We start from the raw sequence: 17,802 nt of genomic DNA on the forward strand, positions 1-17,802 counted from the left end.
AAACATGACCCGGACCGTGCGCGTGTTCGTCTACGGCACCCTGCTGCCCGGTGAATCCAATCACGGCGTTGCATCCCCCTGGCTGGTCGATGCGCGGCCGGGTGAAGTGAACGGCAGGCTTGTCGACTGCGGCCTCTGGCCCGCGCTGGTGCGGAGCGGCGACGCGGCGGCGGGCCGCGTCAGGGGGATGTGGTTCACGGTCTGCATCGAGGCGCTGAGGGTGATGGATGAGCTCGAGGATTTCATCGGCCCGGAATCGTTGAACGGCTACGAGCGGATCTGGATCCGCGACGCGTCCGGGCAGCCGCTGGAAGGATGGGTGTACGTCTGGCCGGACGCGCGGGGATTGCCGTACATGGGCGTCGACTATTGGCCCGATCGAAGCAAAGCAAGGTAACGGCCGCCGGGCCCGCCATGCGCGGGCAAGGCGGCCGTTTGCCTGCGCGGGCAAAGCGACTGTTTGCCATGCGCGGGCAAGGCGGCCGTTTGCCTGCGCGGGCAAAGCGACTGTTTGCCATGCGCGGGCAAGGCGGCCGTTTGCCTGCGCGGGCAAAGCGACTGTTTGCCATGCGCGGGCAAGGCGGCCTGTTTGCGTTGCGCAGGGCAGGCCGGCCGTTGTCGAACGAGGGGATGGCCGGGATGCGTTCGGGCGCGTGGCCGGCGGACCGTTCCTCCCGGCAAGGAAAACCGCTCCTCCCGGCAATGGATGAATGACCTTGCACCATTGCCGCGCACATCAGGTCCGCCGGAGGCCGCATTTCGCGCGCCCGGGCCGGCATATCGTCTCCGTCCGGGCTCGGGTCTTGATTCCGTCAGCGAATTAAATTAGAATAATTCTCAAATGAAATTAAATTTCAATATGGAGTGATGATCGAAATGGAAACAACCGCGAGCACCGGCAAATGCCCCTTCCCACACGGGAGCGTCACGAGCCACAAGTCCGAAGCGACCACGAACAAGCACTGGTGGCCGAACCGGCTCAACCTGAGCATCCTGCGCCAGCATGACCGGAAATCGGACCCGATGGACGAAGGGTTCGACTACGCGAAGGAATTCGCGAAGCTCGACTACTGGGCGCTGAAGGAAGATCTCCGCAAGCTGATGACGGACAGCCAGGACTGGTGGCCCGCCGACTACGGGCATTACGGACCGCTCATGATCCGCATGGCCTGGCACTCCGCCGGCACCTACCGGATCGGCGACGGCCGCGGCGGCGCCAACACCGGCACCCAGCGGTTCGCCCCGCTGAACAGCTGGCCGGACAACGCGAACCTGGACAAGGCCCGCCGTCTCCTGTGGCCGATCAAGAAAAAATACGGCAACAAGATCTCCTGGGCCGACCTGTTCATCCTCGCCGGCAACGTCGCGATCGAATCGATGGGCGGACCGGTGCTCGGCTTCGGCGGCGGACGCGTCGACGTCTGGCATCCGGAGGAAGACATCTACTGGGGCACGGAGAAGGAATGGCTGGACGACAAGCGGTATTCCGGCGACCGTGAGCTCGAAAATCCGCTGGCGGCCGTCCAGATGGGCCTCATCTACGTCAACCCCGAAGGTCCGAACGGCAAGCCGGACCCGCTTGCGGCCGCGCGCGACATCCGCGAGACGTTCCACCGGATGGGCATGAACGACGAGGAGACCGTCGCGCTCATCGCGGGCGGCCACACGTTCGGCAAGGCGCACGGCGCCGGCGATCCCTCGAAGGTCGGCCCCGATCCGGAATCCGCGCCGGTCGAACACATGGGCCTCGGCTGGATCAGCACGCACGGCTCCGGCAAGGGCCGCGACACGATCACCAGCGGGCTTGAAGGCCCGTGGACTTCGAATCCGACGAAATGGGACATGGGCTACTTCCAGAACCTGTTCGGTTATGAATGGCAGCTCACCAAGAGCCCGGCAGGAGCATGGCAGTGGGAGCCGGTCGATGTGAAACCGGAACATATGGCGCCGGACCCGGAAGATCCGTCCATCAAGGTCAAGCCGATCATGTTCACCACGGACCTGGCGCTCCGGTACGATCCGGAATACGAGAAAATTTCCCGCCGCTTCATGGAGAATCCGGAAGAGTTCGCGCAGGCGTTCGCGCGTGCGTGGTTCAAGCTCACGCACCGCGACATGGGGCCGCGCACGCGCCTGCTCGGTCCGGAGGTGCCGCAGGAGGACTTCATCTGGCAGGATCCGGTGCCGCAGGTGGACTATACGCTTACGGAGGAGCAGATCGAGGACATCAAGAAGCGGATCCTCGATTCGGGCCTGACGGTCAGCGAGCTGGTCTACACGGCGTGGTCGTCGGCGAGCACGTTCCGGCATACCGACTATCGCGGCGGCGCGAACGGCGCGAGAATCCGCCTGGCGCCGCAGAAGGACTGGGAAGTGAACCAGCCCGAGCAGCTCGCGAAGGTGCTCAGGATCCTGGAAGCGATCCGGGAGGAGCTCGATCCGAAGGTCAGCATCGCCGACCTGATCGTGCTCGGCGGCAGCGCGGCGGTCGAGAAGGCGGCGCGGGACGCCGGATTCGACGTGAAGGTGCCGTTCGCGCCCGGACGCGGCGACGCGACGCAGGAGATGACGGACGTCGAAAGCTTCAAGGTGCTTGAACCGCTTGCCGACGGCTTCCGCAACTACGTGAAGAAGGGCGTCGACGTCAATCCGGCGGAACTGCTGGTCGACAAGGCGCATCTCCTGGGCCTCACCGTTCCGGAAATGACGGTGCTCGTCGGCGGCATGCGCGTGCTCGGCGCGAACTACGGCGGCACGAAGCACGGCGTGTTCACGGACCGCGTCGGCGTGCTGACGAACGACTTCTTCGTCAACCTGCTGGATATGAACATCCGGTGGACGCCGGCCGGCGACGGCATCTACGAAGGACGCCACATCAAGACGGGCGAGCTCCTGTACACCGCGACGCAGGTGGATCTCGTGTTCGGCGCCAACTCCGAGCTGCGCGCCGTCTGCGAATTGTACGCCCAGGACGACAACCGGGAGAAATTCGTCCGCGACTTCATCAAGGCCTGGGTGAAGGTCATGAACGCCGACCGTTACGATCTGCAACGGGTGATGGTGCACTGATCCGACATGCGATCATCGTTCGAAAGATGCACAAACGGGAAGCGCGCGTGCGCTTCCCGTTTGCGTTTGGTTCATCCGATATTCGTGTTCACTTCGCTGCCGATGCCGTTCATCCGCTCGTAGACGACGGTGCCCTCCTGGGCATGGGACGTCAGGTTCATCTGCCTTGCCCGTTGCAGCAGCCGGTAAAGCGTCTCGAGATCGGCCTGGGCGGCCGCGTCGCTGAGCGCTTCGAGCGTCGCGATCCGTTGGCGCAGCGCCTTGTTCTCCTTCTCGATCATCTTCATCCGGTCGCGGCACTGATTCAGCTCCTGCGACAGATTCGCGAACAGCACCTGCACCTTCGGCGCGGCGTCAAGCAGCTGCGAGAGCGCGGCGGGAAGCGGCGTCGTCTTCGCCGATCCCTTCGCGGCTGCGGCGCCCGCATTTTCCGCCGGAGCGCGACCCGCATCCTGGGCCGGCTGGCGCTGGCGCCGGCCGCGCCGCGGCTGGACGGGCAGCGTGTAATGATTCTTCAGTTCGGTGTTCCAGCGGAAGCCGCAGGCCGCCGCCGATCGGCCGGGCAGCAGCTCCGCGGCCGCGGCGAACGCCGCCGTCAGCGACGAACCGGACTCCAGGTGCTGGCGGATGACGCTGACCAGCGTCTCATCTTCGCTCGGTGTCCATCTTGCGCGTGTTCTCTCCGACATGACTGGCATCCACTCCCTTCGATTCTGTTAACCATTGTTGCCGAATCCGGGCAATCTATTCTTGAGAAACTCGGAATTTCGTCCGGGGGGCTGTAGAAGAAGATCGGGAGACGGAAAACATTTGTTTCCCGTACCGCTTGACCCTCTTGCGTGATCCTGTACAGTGGGTGGCGGAAAGGAGGTTGAACGCGGCGATGCGGGTGAAGGCCGATGCCGCGGAAGTTCAGGCCGCGATCGGCGAATGGTACGAGCTGCTGCGGAAGTTCGGCGATTATCCGCCGGAGATGTTCCGGAAGCTCGGCCAACTATACGTGGACGACGCGCGGTTCAAAAAGAACATCGACCGGTTCGGCGAAGGGCTCGCGGCGTTCATGCGCGACGCGATGGCCGTGTACGCGGACCGGATGCAAGCGCCGTAAACAGGGGAAGGCAAGCCCCGCGGGCCTTGCCTTCGTTCGTTCGCGCCATCCGGTTCATTCGGCCGAGCCTTCGCCGGCCGCGCCCGCATCCGCCCGGTCCGGGACGGATTCCGCATCCGCCGGGACGGGTTCCGCATCTTCCGGAACCGATGCCGCCGATCCGGACGCAGAACCGCTCCCTTCCGACACTTCGCCCGATCCCGGGAATTCGAACGCGTTCGGTCCGCTCGCCGGATTCTCGGCCGCCCCGTCGATCACCGCCTGCAGCCGGGTCTGCATGCTGGCGAGCGCTTCCCGCACCGTCTTCTCGTCGTTCAGGACGGCCTGCATCTCTTCATTCCCGATGAAGTCGAACTGCATGTAGAAGTCTCCGGGAAGATCGTCCGCCCCTTCGTACAGATTGGCGCCCGACGGCTTCAAGGCGTAGAAGGCGGCCAGGTTGCGGCCTTCCTCGTCCTGGATGTATTTCGTGCGGGTCGGGAACTGGCCCATGAACGATTTCGATACGACCCGCGCAAATTCGTCGCTGTGGACGTAACGGATAAACTTCCAGGCCGCGTCGGGGTTCGTCGACTCCGCGTTGATCGCAAACACGTCGTAGAAGTTCATGTCGGGCGAATAGTCGGGATTGGCGGGATCGACCGGAACGGTGACGAGATCCCAATTGTTGACCGCCTTGTCCGGCAACATGCCCGAGGCTTCCCGGATTTGGATGAGCAAATACATCGGGCCGATCGCCATCGCGGCTTTGCCCCCGATGAACGGATCCCGGAGCAGGTAGTCTTGATACACGATTTCGCCTGTGAAAGAAGCGGGATCTTCCTTGTACAGCGCGCCGGATCGAACGGCTTTCACCGCCGTTTCGTACACGCGGGCCCAGGAATCGGTGTCGAGGGACACCCGCTTGTCGGCCGGATTCAGCACGCGGAGCCCGTGGGTGAGCCCGATCTGCTGGGCGAGCGGTTGGACGCCCGAGGGGGCATACATCATATAAAGCCCGAAGACCCGATCTTCACCCTCGCCGTCCGTCGGGAACCGCGCCGCCAGATTGAGCAGTTCCTCCCAGCTCATCCGGTCGGTCGGATATTCGATGCCGAACCGGTCGAACAAGTCCTTGTTGTAGTAGACGGCCTGCGAGTAGAAACGCGGCGCAAGGCCGTACAGCTCGCCGCCGCCCTTCTCCCTCAGCAACTCGACCATGCCTGGGACAAATCCCTCGAGATCGAACTTGTCCCGGGTGATGTACGATTCGAGCGACACGAGCCGGCCGTCGGCGGCGTACTTCTCGTACTGGTCCTGCGACAGCAACAGGATGTCCGGCTTTTCCTTCCGGATGAGTTCATCCAGTTTTTCGTTGTAGTCGCCTTCGCCGGATTGGATGGCATTCGTGTTGACCACCTGAATCTCGATATCCGGGTGCGTGGCGTAGAACAGCATGCCGTATTCCATTTGGAACGACTGGTCGCTCCAGTACAAAACCTTGATCGTCGCCGGTTCTCCGGCCGATTCCTTGCCGCTCCCGCCCTTGCTGCAGGCGGAGAGCAGCAGGGACATGGCGAGCGCGGCCGCAATCCAGCGCCGCAGCCGGATGACGGCACGATTGGCGGAACGATTCATGACGAAAAATCTCATCTCCCCCGTTTGAATGGTCGGATGGGCCGCGGCTGACTGTGTTGGCTGTCGGGACAGGGCCACTACGAAAATAGACGTTGGAAGGGAATCGATGGTTTCATTTGACATCACTGGTCCAAATTCCTTCCTTTCCCTCGCCTGCAGGCGGATCTGCAGGCGGCGGGCGCGTCTTTGAATCCGTTCAATAAATAGACAATCAGGGTCCGGAACCGGTTCATCCCCCTTTTGCGCAAGGACACAAAAAAGAGGAGCGCCCCGGCCGGGCAGCTCCTCCGCGTATTGCGCATCTGTTCGATCGGAACGCTATTCGTTTTGTTCGTTTGCGCCTTCGGCCCGGTTCGCCAGCGCCTCGTCCAGCGCAGCCTGCAGCCGGGTCTGCATGCTGGCAAGCGCCTCCGCGACGGTCTTGCGGTCTTCCAACACCGCCTGCATTTCTTCCGTGCCGATCTCGTAGTAGTGCGTGAAGAAATCGTCCGGCAAATCGCCGTAACGGGCGTACATGTTCGTGTCGGCCGGCTTCAGCAGATAGAAGGCGGCCAGGTTCCGTCCTTCGTCATCGCGGATATATTTCGTGCGAACCGGGAACGTGCCGTTCAGGATTTTGGACATGACCCGCGCATAATCGTCACTGTGGAGGTAGCGGATGAAATCCCACGCCGCGTCGCGGTTCGCCGAATCGGCGTTGATCGCGAAAATGTTGTAGAACCAGACGTCGTTCGTGTAGTCGGGATTCGCCGGATCGACCGGCACGGTGACCAGGTCCCAGTTTTTGACGGCCTTGTCGGGAATGTAATCCTGCGCTTCGCGGATTTGCTGCATCAGGTACGCGCCGTCGATCGTCATCGCCGCTTTGCCGCTGATGAAGGGATCGCGCAGCAGAAATTCATCGTAGCCGCCTTCAAAGCTGGTCGATTCGATCTTGTACAGGGCGCCCGAACGCATCGCACCGAGCGCCAGTTCGTAGACGCGCGCCCACGAATCGGAGTCGACCAGCACCCGCATGTCGGCCGGATTGACCTCGCGCAGCCCCAGCGACATCCCGATCCGCTGGCCGAGCTGGAACAGATCGGTATAGTAGCCGATGTTGAGACCGTAGACCCGGTCTTCGTCCGATCCGTCCGTCGGGAAACGGGCCGCGAGGTTGAACAGGTCCTCCCAGCTCATCTTGTCCGTCGGGTAGTCGATGCCGTAGCGGTCGAACAGATCCTTGTTGTAATAGAGCGCCTGGCTCGAAAAATGCGGCGTCAGGCCGTACAATTCACCGCCGCCCTTGCTTCGCATCAGCTCGATGAGGCCCGGCACGAAACCGTCGAGATCCACCTTGTCCCGGTTCAGATAGGGTTCGAACGACACGAGCCGGCCGTCGTTGGCAAACTTCTCGTATTGTTCCAAATCCAGCACCAGAATGTCCGGTTGTTCCTCGCGGATGAATGCGTCCAGTTTGTCCAGATAGCTTTCGCCTTCGGAAACCCGGATTTTCGAGGTGTTCACGACTTCGAACTCGACATCCGGATTCAGCGCGTAATACGGCATGCCGTATTCCGAATAGAACGACTGGTCGTTCCAGTACAGGACCTTGAGCGTAACCGGTTCGCCGTCCGCTTCCTCCGTGTTTCCGCCGGAGCTGCACGCGGCCGTGAGCAGCGCCAGGACGAGCATGATGAACATCAGGCGCCGCGGGGTCTTGCCGCCTGCCGGATTGCCCGTCTTGCCGCTTTCCGGGCCGGTTGCCGGAAGTTCTGCCGAATGGCCTGCCGGGTTTGGAGTGCGAATCATGTGGTTTCCTCTCTCCCGTCCAAATCGTTTCGGTATGCCGCGGATTTCTCGTCATGTTTCGCGTTCCGCGCACCTTCCCTTATTACGAATCGCCCGGCGGTTTTGTTTCATACGGGGTGGAAAAAAGCGCTGTTGTGGACAAAACGTCCGTCCGCGCGGATAATGAGTAGCGGGAGGAGAGACTCGTGGCGATTTTGCGGAACGATTGGGCGGAATATCTGGAACCTGAATTTTCGAAGCCGTACTATCGGCAATTGCGCAGGTTTCTGATCGAAGAGTACCGGACGCGGGTCATCTATCCGGACATGTACGATATTTTCAACGCGCTCCACTATACGTCCTACGCCGACACGAGGGTGGTCATCCTGGGCCAGGACCCCTACCACGGTCCGGGTCAGGCGCATGGCCTCTGCTTCTCGGTGAAGCCCGGCGTGCCGCAACCGCCGTCGTTGCAGAACATCCTGAAAGAGCTGCACGACGACCTCGGCTGCGCGATCCCGGATCACGGCTGTCTGGCCGCCTGGGCGAAGCGGGGCGTATTGCTGCTCAACACCGTGCTGACGGTGCGGGAAGGTCAGCCCAATTCGCACCGCGGCATGGGCTGGGAGACGTTCACGGACCGCGTGATCGAGACGTTGAACATGAAGAAGGAGCCGGTCGTGTTCCTGCTGTGGGGCAGCCACGCGCAGAGCAAAGCGCAGCTCATCACGAATCCGCGCCACCATCTGATTCGTTCGCCCCATCCGAGCCCGCTGTCGGCGCACCGCGGCTTCTTCGGGAGCCGCCCGTTCTCGCGCGCGAACCGGTATCTCCGGGAGAACGGGCTGCCCGAGATCGACTGGCAGCTCCCGCTCCGCGCGGAAGAAGCGATGTAAGCGGCGGCGGTCCCCCTTGCCCGATCAGAGATTGACAGACCGCCGCGTCCGTGATAAAGTGATGCTCACAAGCGTATACCAACAAATTATATCTGAATTCTTGAAATTGTCGACCATTCAAGTGGAGACTTTCTGCCGCGCCCGCGGCGGAAAGTCTCCGCCATTTTTCGGGGAGGGACAACGGATGGCGGAAAACGCGGGGGAAATCATCCATTGGCCGGACTACAAGTTCGCGGAATACTGCCGCAACCGCTTCCGGGTCAACCGCGGCGTCTACAACACGATCGACGTCTGGCTGTACGAGAACGGCGTCCGCGACATCGGCGAACGCAGGCGGCTGATCCTGCTGTTCCTTGCAGGCTGCAGCGAAGCATCCGATCGCGAGGACGGCAAGTTCCTCAGATTCGGCAAGGGCGGACTGGCGGACCGGATGCGGCGGTATGTGTTCGGCAATCCGCAGTCCGATCGCAACCTGCATCACTGACAGCATCGTCTCCGTTTCCGTGCGCGCATGACGGAACAGGAAAGGCTTCCCGGTCCCCGGGAAGCCGAATCCATTCAGGCAATCATCATATACATCGCGATCGTGCTGCGCTCCGGATGTTCGGGCGCCGCGATGTGCCCCTCGGCCAGCGCGTGGCGCAGGGAAATCATCCGCATGCTCCAAAGCTGCTCGCCGGTCACGAACTTGAGCTGTTCCGTCAGGCGGGCGGGGCAGCCCTTGCCGATGAGGTGGTACGTGTACCGGTAATACTCGCCCATGATGCTCACCAGCCCGGTGTATGCGGCATGCGATTTCCAGGGCAGGAACCGTTCGAGATGCTCCCGCCGGAAGACGGGGAAGTTCGGCACGATCCGCTTCGGATCGTCGGCGAGGAATCCGCGGGAAACCAGGCTGTCGATCACGCCGGCTTCGACGCGTCCGAGCCGGTCCCGCGTGAGCCCGGCGCGGATGGCGTCGGTCAGGACGCGGATCTCGAACGGGTTCAGTTCGCCGGCGCGATCCCACAGCCCGGGCAGCGACAGTTTGTAGTGCCACATCGAACCCGTTTCGTCGCCGTCGCCGTTGTGTCCGACAAAATGGCTGTACGGCAGTTCGCATTTCTCGTACCCGACGATGTCCCACTGTCCGTCGTTCGGCCGGCTCGTGCGCGATTCCGGCACGCCGTTGAGGCGATGGACATCCCTGGCGATCGCGTCCACCGTGAGCGGGATCAGCGTCCAGAGCAGAAATCCGCGCTCAAACCGCTGCCCGATGATCCGCTGCACATCCTCCAGCACCGAGTCGAGAAATTCGATGAGCAGCGGCGCGAACGCCTTTCCGTATTCCTCCGATTTATGGAATTTCTCGATCTGCATTTCCTTGTCCAGAATGATGAAATCCGTCTCGAACCGACCCTTCGCGACTTCCCTGAGAAGCGTCCCTTCCGTGAGCAGCCGCACCTCTTCTTCCATGTACGGCATCGCGACGCCGAGCTCGAGGGACAGTTCCTCCAGCGTCATCGGGTTCCGGTACGCCGCGAGCAGAATGTTCTTCGGAATGAGCCGGTTGATCAGATTCCACGGCGAACCGTCCCGGCCGTCCCTGCCGCTCTTGCTGAATTTCACCTCTTCCGCCCTGAAACTGCGCACGCCCGGTTCCTTGGCCATCTCGATTCCCTCCCGGATGGATTTGCGGCAGTCGTGAAGCCGCCGCTTGACCGTGCCCTCCGGCACGCCGAGCCGGGCCGCGATGTCCGCGATCCGTTCGCCCGCGAAATAGTAGGCGACGACGATCTCGCGGTAATCCTTCGTGAGCAGCGCCAGCTTTGCGTCGGAGCGCCGCCAGCTCTTCGTCCCGGACGAGCGACGCTTCGGCGAACGGTTCATCGTCGGACTGGGCGGACAGGATCTGTTCGTCATGGACGAACGCGGAGCGCCTGCGCTTTTCCTTCGCCCAGCGGGCATAGCGGTTGCGCGCCACCGCCCACAGCCACCGGTCGAAGTCGTTCGGCCGGCTGCCGCCGGCGAGGCCGGCGAGCGCCTGCACGGCAATCTCCTGCGCGAGATCCTCCGCTTCGTGGCGGCTGCCCGTCTTCCGCAGCGCGAAATAGTACAGCTTCTCCAGCACGTCCCGCCCCAGCACCGCATCCGCCGTATTCGGGGCACCGATGTTCGCCATCCGGCTTCACCTGCCTTTCATCCGTACAAGTGCAGCGGGGAGGGAGACGGTTCGGCGGATTCGCCATTTTTTTTTGCCGTACGCGCCGGAAAATTTTGCCGCGGCCACATCGGATTCAGGATTCCGCCAGGTAGATGTCGGAACCGCCGGACCCGCGGTACCAGGGATACTCCATCCGCTGACGGATCGTCTCCGCCGCTTCGGGGGCCTTTCAGCCGCTCGACGACGTACAGCCCGGTGTCAATGGACGCGGAGACGCCCGCTCCCGTAATCACCTGCCCGTTCCGGACCACCCGCGCCTTCACGACTTCCGCGCAGTACGGGGCGGGCAGATCGAAGGCGGACGCGTTCGTCACGGCTTTTTTGCCTTGCAGGAATACCGCCGCGCCCAGGAGCAGCGCGCCCGTGCAGACGGATACCTTCCATTCGGCCGGTTCGGCCGTCCGGAGCCGGCGGAGAAAAGCGTCATCATGCCGCAGCGTTCTCGTGGCCATGCCGCCGGGGACGAAGACGAGATCGCATCCGGCGAGATCCGGGCGGATCCGGTTAGCGCGATACGTGACGCCCCGGTCGTCGGCGACCGTATCCTTCACGGCGCAAAAATCCCACGACACGCTCTCGCCGCCTTCCATCAGCCTGAGCCGCGTCACCGCCTCGAAAAAGCCGATCCAGTCCAGCGAGGTCATATCGTCGAAGAGGAGGCAAGCCATCTTCAATTCCGATCGCCCCCTTTTTTTTCGATATTGTACAATAGAAGGCGTAAGGGGCGGTATCGGGGGTTTTTTCGCAAGGGGGCAAAACCGTGCGGACGGAAAAGGAAATGATGGATCTCATCCTCGGCTTTGCGAAGGCGGACGAGCGGGTGCGGGCGGTGATCCTGAACGGCTCGCGGGCGAATCCGGACGCGCCGCGGGATGGCTTTCAGGATTACGACATCGTGTATTTCGTGCGCGCGGTGGAGCCGTTCGTGCGCGACCGGAGCTGGATCGGCCGGTTCGGCGAAGTGCTCGTCATGCAGACGCCGGACGAGAGCGCGATCCTGCCGCCGGTGCGGAAGCGGCCGGGCTTTGCGTTTCTCATGCTGTTTGCGGACGGCAACCGGATCGATCTGACGTTCTGGCCGGCGGACCGGCTGGAGGAGCTGGAGGAAGACAGCCTGAGCGTGCCGCTGCTCGACAAGGACGGCCTGATCGGCGAGCTGCCGCCGCCGGGTGTCCGCAGCCATTTGCCGAAGCCGCCTTCGGCCGCCCGGTTCCGGGATTGCTGCAACGAGTTCTGGTGGGTGAGCACCTATGTGGCGAAGGGGCTGTGGCGGCGCGAGCTGCCGTACGCGAAGGCGATGCTCGAGGGGCCGGTGCGCGCGATGCTGATGCGGATGCTCACCTGGTATGTCGGGGAGATGTCGGATTGGCGGGCGGATCCGGGCAAGGAGGGCAAATATCTGGAGCGCCATCTGCCGTCCGACATGTGGGCGCGGTTCGTGCGGACGTATCCGGACGGCGACTACGATCGGATCTGGGACGCGCTGTTTGAGATGGGGGAGCTGTTCCGCAGGGCCGCCCTCGCGGTGGCGGAGCGCCGCGGGTTCGTCTATAACCGGCGGGAGAACGAGAACGTGACGGCGTATTTGCGGCGCGTAAGGGAGATGCCGCGGTGAGGGGACGTCGCGTTGAAACGGCATTCGCGGGGCGGTGCCGCAGCACCATGATGCGCCGTTCAAGCGCGGCATTCGCGGGGCGGTACCGCCGCGCCGTGATGCGCCGTTCAAGCGCGGCATTCGCGGGGCAGCCCGGCCGGCGCGGGGTCCGGAATTTCCGCCAAAGAAGCAACAAATCCGGCACCATGCGTGCCGGATTTCCGTTTTTGGCAGTCTTCAAGCAAGGGGGCGTCTTCCGCTCCTAACGATAATATTATAACGCAACATTTTTTATAAGTCTATACTTTTTTCACCCGATTGGCTATATTTTTCACGGCGATCCCGGGATCACACCAATCCGAACGGGGTGATCGTTTGAGTCTCATCAAGCTTGAGGCAATCGGCAAATCGTTCAAGGTCGCGAAGCGGCCGGCAGGTTTCCGGGAAGCGGTGAAAGCGTTTTTCTCCCGTGAGCACACGATCGTCGAAGCGCTCCGGGACATCTCGTTCACCGTCCGCGAAGGCGAGATCGTCGGCTACATCGGCCCGAACGGCGCCGGCAAGTCGACGACGGTCAAAATCATGTGCGGCGTGCTCGTTCCGGATGCCGGCTCCTGTTCCATCATGGGATACACGCCCTGGAAAGACCGCGTCCGCTACGTCCGGCACATCGGCGTCGTGTTCGGCCAGCGGTCGCAGCTCTGGTGGGACGTGCCGGTCATCGACTCGTTCGAGCTGCTGCGCGACATCTACGCCATTCCGCCGGATGCCTATCGCAAAAATCTCGACCGGCTCGCCGAATGGCTGGACCTCGCCGATCTCCTGCGCACGCCGGTGAGGCAGCTCAGCCTCGGCCAGCGGATGCGCTGCGAGATCGCCGCTTCGCTGCTGCACGAGCCGGCGATCCTGTTCCTCGACGAGCCGACGATCGGCCTTGACGCCGAGAGCAAACGCGCGGTCCGGCAATTCATCAGGATGATCAACCGGGAGCGCGGCGTCACCGTCATCCTGACGACCCATGACATGCACGACATCGAGGCGCTGGCCGACCGCATCCTGATGATCGGCAAGGGGATGCTGCTCTACGACGGCAGCCTGTCCGACCTGCGAAACCGCTACGGCACGCGGAAGACGATTGCCGTCGAATACAAGGGCGGCGCCGACGCCGTCCCCCCGATCGATGCGCCCGGCGTGCAGTGCCTTTCCCGTTCGCCGGGTCGGGCCGTCTACGCCTTCGATTCGGACCGGATCGACATCACCGATCTGATCAACCGGTTGTCGGCAGTCGGAGAACTTGCCGACGTCGAAATCGGCTCGCCGCCGGTTGACGAACTCATCCTTCGGCTTTACAAGGAGCATCGGGTATGAATGCGCCGCTTGCGCTCTTGAAAATGCGTTTCCTGACCGGCCTGCAGTACCGGGCGGCCGCCGCGGCCGGCGTGCTGACGCAGTTCTTCTTCGGCCTCGTCTTCATCATGGTGTACGTCGCCTTCTACAGGCATGCCGGCCCGGCGCAGCCGATGACGCTGGAGGAAGTGGCCGCCTACATCTGGCTGCAGCAAATCTTCTTCACGTTCATCATGCTGTGGCATTCCGATTATGAGCTGTTCGATCTGATCACCGGCGGGGGCATCGCGTACGAACTGTGCCGGCCGTGGCGGCTCTATACGGTCTGGTACGTCAAGCTGCTGGCGGCGCGCCTTTCCGCCTGCGCGCTCCGCTGCCTGCCGATCGCGGCCGTCGTCCTGTTCCTGCCGGAGCCGTACGGCCTTTCGCTTCCCGCGTCGCCGGAAGCGTTCCTGCTGTTCGTCGCGGCGCTGCTCGCCGGCCTTCTGCTCGTCATTGCGATTTCGATGTTCGTCTACCTTTCCGTCTTCTGGACGATGTCACCGGTCGGTTCGATATTGTTGATCGCGGTGGCGGGCGAGTTTTTCGCGGGAATGGTGATACCGGTGCCGCTCATGCCGGACTGGATGCGGCAGATCGCGCATCTGCTGCCGTTCCGCTGGACGGTCGATTTTCCGTTCCGGGTATACACCGGCCATATCGGTGCGCAGGAAGCGATCGCCGGAATCGGCGGGCAGCTCGTCTGGCTTGCTATCCTCGTCGCCGCCGGCCGATGGCTGATGGGGCGGGCGCTCCGGCGCGTCGTCGTGCAGGGAGGCTGATGCATAAGATGCGGCTCTATTTCAAATACATGTCCATCCTGTTCAAGTCGCAGATGCAGTACCGGACGTCGTTCCTCATGCTGTGCATCGGCCAGTTTTTCGTGCCGTTCTCCGTGTTCGCCGGCGTGTACTTCCTGTTCGAGCGGTTCGGCGGGCTGCCCGGCTGGACGTTCCACGAAACGGCGCTTGGCTACGGCGTCGTCCACATGGCGTTCTCGGTGGCGGAATGCTTCGCGCGCGGCTTCGACGCGTTCCCGCGCCTCGTCGTCCGCGGCGATTTCGACCGGCTGCTCGTCCGGCCGCGCGGCACGGTCGTCCAGGTGCTCGGCTCGAACATGGAATTCACCCGCTTCGGCCGGATGCTGCAGAGCGCGGTCGTGCTCGGGATCGCGGCAGGCGGGCCCGATGTCGGCTGGACGCCGGCCAAGGTGATCACGCTGTTTCTGATGATCGCGGGCGGGGTGATCGTTTTCTGCGGCATCTGCATCCTCAGGGCGTCGTTCTGTTTCTGGACGGTGCAGGGGTTGGAAGTGATGAACATTTTTACGGACGGCGGGCGAGAGATGGCGCAGTATCCCCTTGACATCTATGCAAAATGGGTCACGCGGTTCTTCACCTTCATCATCCCGTTCGGCGCCGTCAGCTGCCTGCCGCTCATGTACATCCTGGACCGGACGGACGGACCGGACCTCATGTACATGGCGATGCCGCTCGCGTCGCTGCTGTTCCTCGCGCCGTGCCTTCTGGTGTGGTGCATTGGCGTAAGGCATTACCGGTCGACCGGATCGTAATCCGGGACGGCGGACGCTGAAGGGAGGAAGAAAAATTGACCCTGTTCCCGAACATCGACCGCATCCCCGGCTATGTGCCCATGCAGTCGAAACCGTGGTTCGATCAGCTCGCCGCCATGACAGGCAAGTACGCGTTTCCGTGGCGCGAGATCGCGGACGGGGAGCGAATCACCGGGAAATTCGCGGCGCGGCTGCGCAGCCGGCTGCGCGGCCGGGTGCTGGACGTCGGCTGCGGGCACGGCGAGTTTACCGTGCAATGGGCCGGCCAATGCGATGAAGTCGTCGGGTACGACATGACGGAAGGATTCATCGGGACGGCGAGACGCGATTACGCCCGGGACAACGTGCGCTACGTCGTCGGCTTCACGCATGACGGGATGCCGTTTCCGGACGGGTACTTCGACTTCGCCTATACGAATAAGGGGCCGACGAGCTGGTACCGGGAGGCCGCGCGCATCGTGAAGCCCGGCGGAGCAGTGTTCGCGCTCCATCCCGGCGACAGCGGCGATGCCGGGGGCGAGCTCGGCCTTGCCTTTCCCGGGCTGTTCCCGCCTCCCGGATCGGGCACGCCGATTCTGGACCGGATTCGGGAGCGCCTCAACACGAGCGGATTGGTCGACATCACGTTGACGCGCCTTGCGGAGACGGTCTGGCTGCCTTCCGCGGAAGACGTGTTCGAGATGGTCTGCTTCGGCCAGAACGGGACGTTCCGGCAGTACGTGCGGGACAACCTGTACAAACCGATCGCGGAGCGTTTCGAGGCTTTCCGGGAGGAGAGGGGCCTCAGGATCACCCATGTCTGCTACGGGCTGGAGGCGAAGGTGCCGGGCTGACGGAAGGCAGGCCAACAGTTTTCCGCGATGTTCGTTTATAGAGATAGAAAAAAGCTCCACTTCACGGGAGGGCGAAGCGCATGAATGAACAACCCGGACAAACGGAACAAAGGAAAGGCCGCATTCAGCTGCTCGGCCTGCTCGATCTGCGGGACGTGAAATCGGTGGAGGAACTGCGGCATATCGAGCAGATTTCGTTGGTGGGAGCCGTACTGCTATCGGACGATTTTCAGGGATCGATCGCTTCCATTCCGATGGACCGGGTCGGCGCGATCGTCAAGGTGCCGGCCGGAAGCCGGGTGAACCACATTGCCGGCACCATGCAGGCCGGCGGCGGACTCCTCGAACAGCCGGCCGCCGACGGGTCGGACATCCTGCTCGTCACGGGGGAACTGCTGATCACGTCGCCCTTCCGGTCGGTCGCCTACCGGCAGGTCATCGTGACGGGCCAGATGTTCATTCCCCGGGAGAGCGAATCCGTTCTTGCCCCCCATGTGACGCAGACCAGCGGTCTGATCGTTCCCTGCGATCACCGGAATCCGCGGATGTTCTTCGGACAGGGGCGGTTCGGAAAGCTGTTTTTCGAAATGATGAAGGATCCCGTCACCCTCATTCTCTTCGGCGAATATGTGTTCGAAGCCGACGTGACGCCCGAACTGCTGCGGGAGAAGACGTCGGAAATCCTGCTGCTGGGCATGATCCGGGCGGAGGACCAGAAGCTGGTGCCGGCTTTGCAAGCGCTCACAACATTGCAGCAGGGAGCCATTCTTCCGGCTTCCGGTCCGGGGGACGGACTAAATGATTGGTTCGGACGGCATTAGGGACGAAGCCTTTTTCCGCGAACTGTACGAGGCTTGCCACCGGGCGGTCTATGCCTTTTTTCTCGCGCGCACCGGCAGCAGGGAACTCGCGAAGGACCTGATGCAGGAGACTTACGCGCGGGCCTGGCGCGGCATCCGGGCCGCCCGCGCGATGGGGTTTGACGCGGGCCGTCTGTGGCTGATGCGCATCGCGCGCAATCTGCTGACGGACCATTACCGGCGGTCGGCGGCCGGCGCCGGCGCGGAGGAGCGGATGCGCCGGGAAGCGGCGGCCGCCCCCGCGCACGCGGAGCCGCCCGGCGAGGCGTACGACGCGCGGGAACGCGTCCGGCGCGTCGGCGAAGCGATCCGAAGGCTGCCCGCGGAATTGCGGGAGCCGCTGCTGATGCAGGCGGTCGGCGGTTTGAACAGTTCGGAGATCGGCAAGCTCTGCGGCCTGCCGGCGGGCACCGTCCGGTACCGGATCAGCGCCGCGAGGCGGATGCTGCGCGAAATGCTGGGCGAGGAAGGCGGCGGGACGGAAGTTCCCGGCGGAACGGAAGGCGACGGAGACCGGATGTCAGCGGGAAGCGGGACGGCGGCGAACATGGCGGGACGGCGACCGGACGGCAAGCGGATGGAGACGCGCGAAGCGGGAGTCGGAGGAAGGAGGGGATCGGATGGAACGGACGGGTCGAACGGACCGGGAGATGGAGATTGACCCGGCGGACGGCGGCCCGATGCCGGAAGGCTGGGACGATTGGCTGCGGCGGGCCGTGCTGACGCCGGAGGAATCGGCGGCTGTCCTGGATCGGCTGCTGTCCATGCCGCTTCGGGACGCGCATCCGGTCCTGGACCGGATCGGGCGGCAGGTCGCGTTCGCCACCCGGTCGCTCAGGCCGTTCGCCGAGCGCCACCGGGTCTATACGGAACCCTGGCACGGAGGGTGGTGA

18 protein-coding genes and 1 pseudogene are annotated in these 17,802 nt (G+C 63.3%); 13 read left to right on the plus strand and 6 right to left on the minus strand.

The genetic code is table 11. The features are described 5' to 3' along the window. Window positions 1–4 precede the first annotated feature (4 nt). Window positions 5–397, plus strand: coding sequence for a gamma-glutamylcyclotransferase family protein (locus A9Z00_RS09010; protein ID WP_296976100.1), 393 nt, complete (start codon window positions 5–7; stop codon window positions 395–397). Between the two features lie 479 nt (window positions 398–876). Beyond that, window positions 877–3,069, plus strand: a complete 2,193-nt coding sequence (katG, locus tag A9Z00_RS09015) for a catalase/peroxidase HPI (protein WP_296976103.1) — start codon at window positions 877–879, stop codon at window positions 3,067–3,069. 71 nt (window positions 3,070–3,140) lie between these two features. Here katG and A9Z00_RS09020 read toward each other — a convergent pair whose 3' ends face one another. Then, complete coding sequence (locus A9Z00_RS09020; protein WP_296976106.1) at window positions 3,141–3,758, minus strand: Myb-like DNA-binding domain-containing protein; 618 nt, start codon at window positions 3,756–3,758, stop codon at window positions 3,141–3,143. A 167-nt stretch (window positions 3,759–3,925) separates the two neighbouring features. Here A9Z00_RS09020 and A9Z00_RS09025 point away from each other — a divergent pair, with 167 nt between their 5' ends. After that, the gene (locus A9Z00_RS09025; RefSeq protein WP_483316288.1) at window positions 3,926–4,177 is read left to right on the plus strand and encodes a TipAS antibiotic-recognition domain-containing protein; all 252 of its coding nucleotides are present in this window, start codon (window positions 3,926–3,928) and stop codon (window positions 4,175–4,177) included. A gap of 54 nt (window positions 4,178–4,231) precedes the next feature. On the opposite strand, the gene A9Z00_RS09030 is transcribed toward A9Z00_RS09025, so the two are convergent. Together A9Z00_RS09030 and A9Z00_RS09035 are read right to left on the minus strand one after the other, a co-directional pair. Continuing rightward, window positions 4,232–5,794 carry an ABC transporter substrate-binding protein gene (locus A9Z00_RS09030; protein ID WP_296976108.1) on the minus strand — a complete coding sequence of 521 codons (1,563 nt, stop codon included), beginning with the start codon at window positions 5,792–5,794 and terminating at the stop codon, window positions 4,232–4,234. A 318-nt stretch (window positions 5,795–6,112) separates the two neighbouring features. Continuing rightward, the gene (locus tag A9Z00_RS09035; protein ID WP_296976111.1) at window positions 6,113–7,585 is read right to left on the minus strand and encodes an ABC transporter substrate-binding protein; all 1,473 of its coding nucleotides are present in this window, start codon (window positions 7,583–7,585) and stop codon (window positions 6,113–6,115) included. Between the two features lie 185 nt (window positions 7,586–7,770). Here A9Z00_RS09035 and A9Z00_RS09040 point away from each other — a divergent pair, with 185 nt between their 5' ends. Next, entirely contained in the window at window positions 7,771–8,460 is a 690-nt protein-coding gene (locus tag A9Z00_RS09040) for a uracil-DNA glycosylase (RefSeq protein ID WP_296976113.1), read from the plus strand. 184 nt (window positions 8,461–8,644) lie between these two features. Beyond that, complete coding sequence (locus tag A9Z00_RS09045; protein WP_296976116.1) at window positions 8,645–8,944, plus strand: hypothetical protein; 300 nt, start codon at window positions 8,645–8,647, stop codon at window positions 8,942–8,944. Between the two features lie 74 nt (window positions 8,945–9,018). On the opposite strand, the gene A9Z00_RS09050 is transcribed toward A9Z00_RS09045, so the two are convergent. The 3 genes and pseudogenes from A9Z00_RS09050 to A9Z00_RS09055 all read right to left on the minus strand — a co-directional run bounded on the left by A9Z00_RS09050 (window position 9,019) and on the right by A9Z00_RS09055 (window position 11,331). Continuing rightward, on the minus strand, window positions 9,019–10,362 hold the full coding sequence (locus tag A9Z00_RS09050) for an RNA polymerase sigma factor (RefSeq protein WP_296976119.1): 1,344 nt from the start codon (window positions 10,360–10,362) through the stop codon (window positions 9,019–9,021). 28 nt (window positions 10,363–10,390) lie between these two features. Next, a pseudogene (locus A9Z00_RS15810) lies at window positions 10,391–10,621 on the minus strand (RNA polymerase sigma factor); the annotation flags it as partial. Between the two features lie 17 nt (window positions 10,622–10,638). Then, window positions 10,639–11,331, minus strand: coding sequence for a DJ-1/PfpI family protein (locus A9Z00_RS09055; RefSeq protein WP_367189390.1), 693 nt, complete (start codon window positions 11,329–11,331; stop codon window positions 10,639–10,641). Between the two features lie 92 nt (window positions 11,332–11,423). Here A9Z00_RS09055 and A9Z00_RS09060 point away from each other — a divergent pair, with 92 nt between their 5' ends. The 8 genes from A9Z00_RS09060 (at window position 11,424) to A9Z00_RS09095 (ending at window position 17,802) form a co-directional block, all read left to right on the plus strand. Then, entirely contained in the window at window positions 11,424–12,278 is an 855-nt protein-coding gene (locus A9Z00_RS09060; RefSeq protein WP_296976122.1) for an aminoglycoside 6-adenylyltransferase, read from the plus strand. 354 nt (window positions 12,279–12,632) lie between these two features. After that, window positions 12,633–13,625, plus strand: coding sequence for an ABC transporter ATP-binding protein (locus A9Z00_RS09065; protein WP_296976124.1), 993 nt, complete (start codon window positions 12,633–12,635; stop codon window positions 13,623–13,625). Further along, a complete protein-coding gene (locus tag A9Z00_RS09070; protein WP_296976127.1) occupies window positions 13,622–14,425 on the plus strand; it encodes an ABC transporter permease in 804 nt (267 codons plus the stop codon). The genes A9Z00_RS09065 and A9Z00_RS09070 overlap by 4 nt, the downstream gene beginning before the upstream one ends. A gap of 8 nt (window positions 14,426–14,433) precedes the next feature. Next, on the plus strand, window positions 14,434–15,216 hold the full coding sequence (locus A9Z00_RS09075; RefSeq protein ID WP_296976130.1) for an ABC transporter permease: 783 nt from the start codon (window positions 14,434–14,436) through the stop codon (window positions 15,214–15,216). Window positions 15,217–15,251: 35 nt separating this feature from the next. Beyond that, entirely contained in the window at window positions 15,252–16,049 is a 798-nt protein-coding gene (locus A9Z00_RS09080; protein WP_296976133.1) for a class I SAM-dependent methyltransferase, read from the plus strand. An 80-nt stretch (window positions 16,050–16,129) separates the two neighbouring features. Further along, complete coding sequence (locus tag A9Z00_RS09085; protein ID WP_296976136.1) at window positions 16,130–16,870, plus strand: hypothetical protein; 741 nt, start codon at window positions 16,130–16,132, stop codon at window positions 16,868–16,870. After that, the gene (locus A9Z00_RS09090; RefSeq protein ID WP_296976139.1) at window positions 16,848–17,570 is read left to right on the plus strand and encodes an RNA polymerase sigma factor; all 723 of its coding nucleotides are present in this window, start codon (window positions 16,848–16,850) and stop codon (window positions 17,568–17,570) included. The genes A9Z00_RS09085 and A9Z00_RS09090 overlap by 23 nt, the downstream gene beginning before the upstream one ends. Then, a complete protein-coding gene (locus A9Z00_RS09095) occupies window positions 17,530–17,802 on the plus strand; it encodes a hypothetical protein (RefSeq protein ID WP_296976142.1) in 273 nt (90 codons plus the stop codon). The genes A9Z00_RS09090 and A9Z00_RS09095 overlap by 41 nt, the downstream gene beginning before the upstream one ends.

The organism is Thermobacillus sp. ZCTH02-B1, from assembly GCF_002159085.1.
Taxonomy (GTDB): domain Bacteria; phylum Bacillota; class Bacilli; order Paenibacillales; family Paenibacillaceae; genus Thermobacillus.

What these genes read in the sequence shown, in the direction of transcription:
- A9Z00_RS09010 (WP_296976100.1), top strand. Translation starts at nt 5, where the DNA reads ATGACCCGGACCGTGCGCGTGTTCGTCTACGGCACCCTGCTGCCCGGT.
- A9Z00_RS09020 (WP_296976106.1), bottom strand. Translation starts at nt 3,758, where the DNA reads ATGTCGGAGAGAACACGCGCAAGATGGACACCGAGCGAAGATGAGACG.
- A9Z00_RS09035 (WP_296976111.1), bottom strand. Translation starts at nt 7,585, where the DNA reads ATGATTCGCACTCCAAACCCGGCAGGCCATTCGGCAGAACTTCCGGCA.
- A9Z00_RS09085 (WP_296976136.1), top strand. Translation starts at nt 16,130, where the DNA reads ATGAATGAACAACCCGGACAAACGGAACAAAGGAAAGGCCGCATTCAG.
- A9Z00_RS09055 (WP_367189390.1), bottom strand. Translation starts at nt 11,331, where the DNA reads ATGGCTTGCCTCCTCTTCGACGATATGACCTCGCTGGACTGGATCGGC.
- A9Z00_RS09075 (WP_296976130.1), top strand. Translation starts at nt 14,434, where the DNA reads ATGCGGCTCTATTTCAAATACATGTCCATCCTGTTCAAGTCGCAGATG.
- katG (WP_296976103.1), top strand. Translation starts at nt 877, where the DNA reads ATGGAAACAACCGCGAGCACCGGCAAATGCCCCTTCCCACACGGGAGC.
- A9Z00_RS09045 (WP_296976116.1), top strand. Translation starts at nt 8,645, where the DNA reads ATGGCGGAAAACGCGGGGGAAATCATCCATTGGCCGGACTACAAGTTC.
- A9Z00_RS09050 (WP_296976119.1), bottom strand. Translation starts at nt 10,362, where the DNA reads ATGACGAACAGATCCTGTCCGCCCAGTCCGACGATGAACCGTTCGCCG.
- A9Z00_RS09090 (WP_296976139.1), top strand. Translation starts at nt 16,848, where the DNA reads ATGATTGGTTCGGACGGCATTAGGGACGAAGCCTTTTTCCGCGAACTG.
- A9Z00_RS09095 (WP_296976142.1), top strand. Translation starts at nt 17,530, where the DNA reads ATGGAACGGACGGGTCGAACGGACCGGGAGATGGAGATTGACCCGGCG.
- A9Z00_RS09070 (WP_296976127.1), top strand. Translation starts at nt 13,622, where the DNA reads ATGAATGCGCCGCTTGCGCTCTTGAAAATGCGTTTCCTGACCGGCCTG.
- A9Z00_RS09030 (WP_296976108.1), bottom strand. Translation starts at nt 5,794, where the DNA reads ATGAATCGTTCCGCCAATCGTGCCGTCATCCGGCTGCGGCGCTGGATT.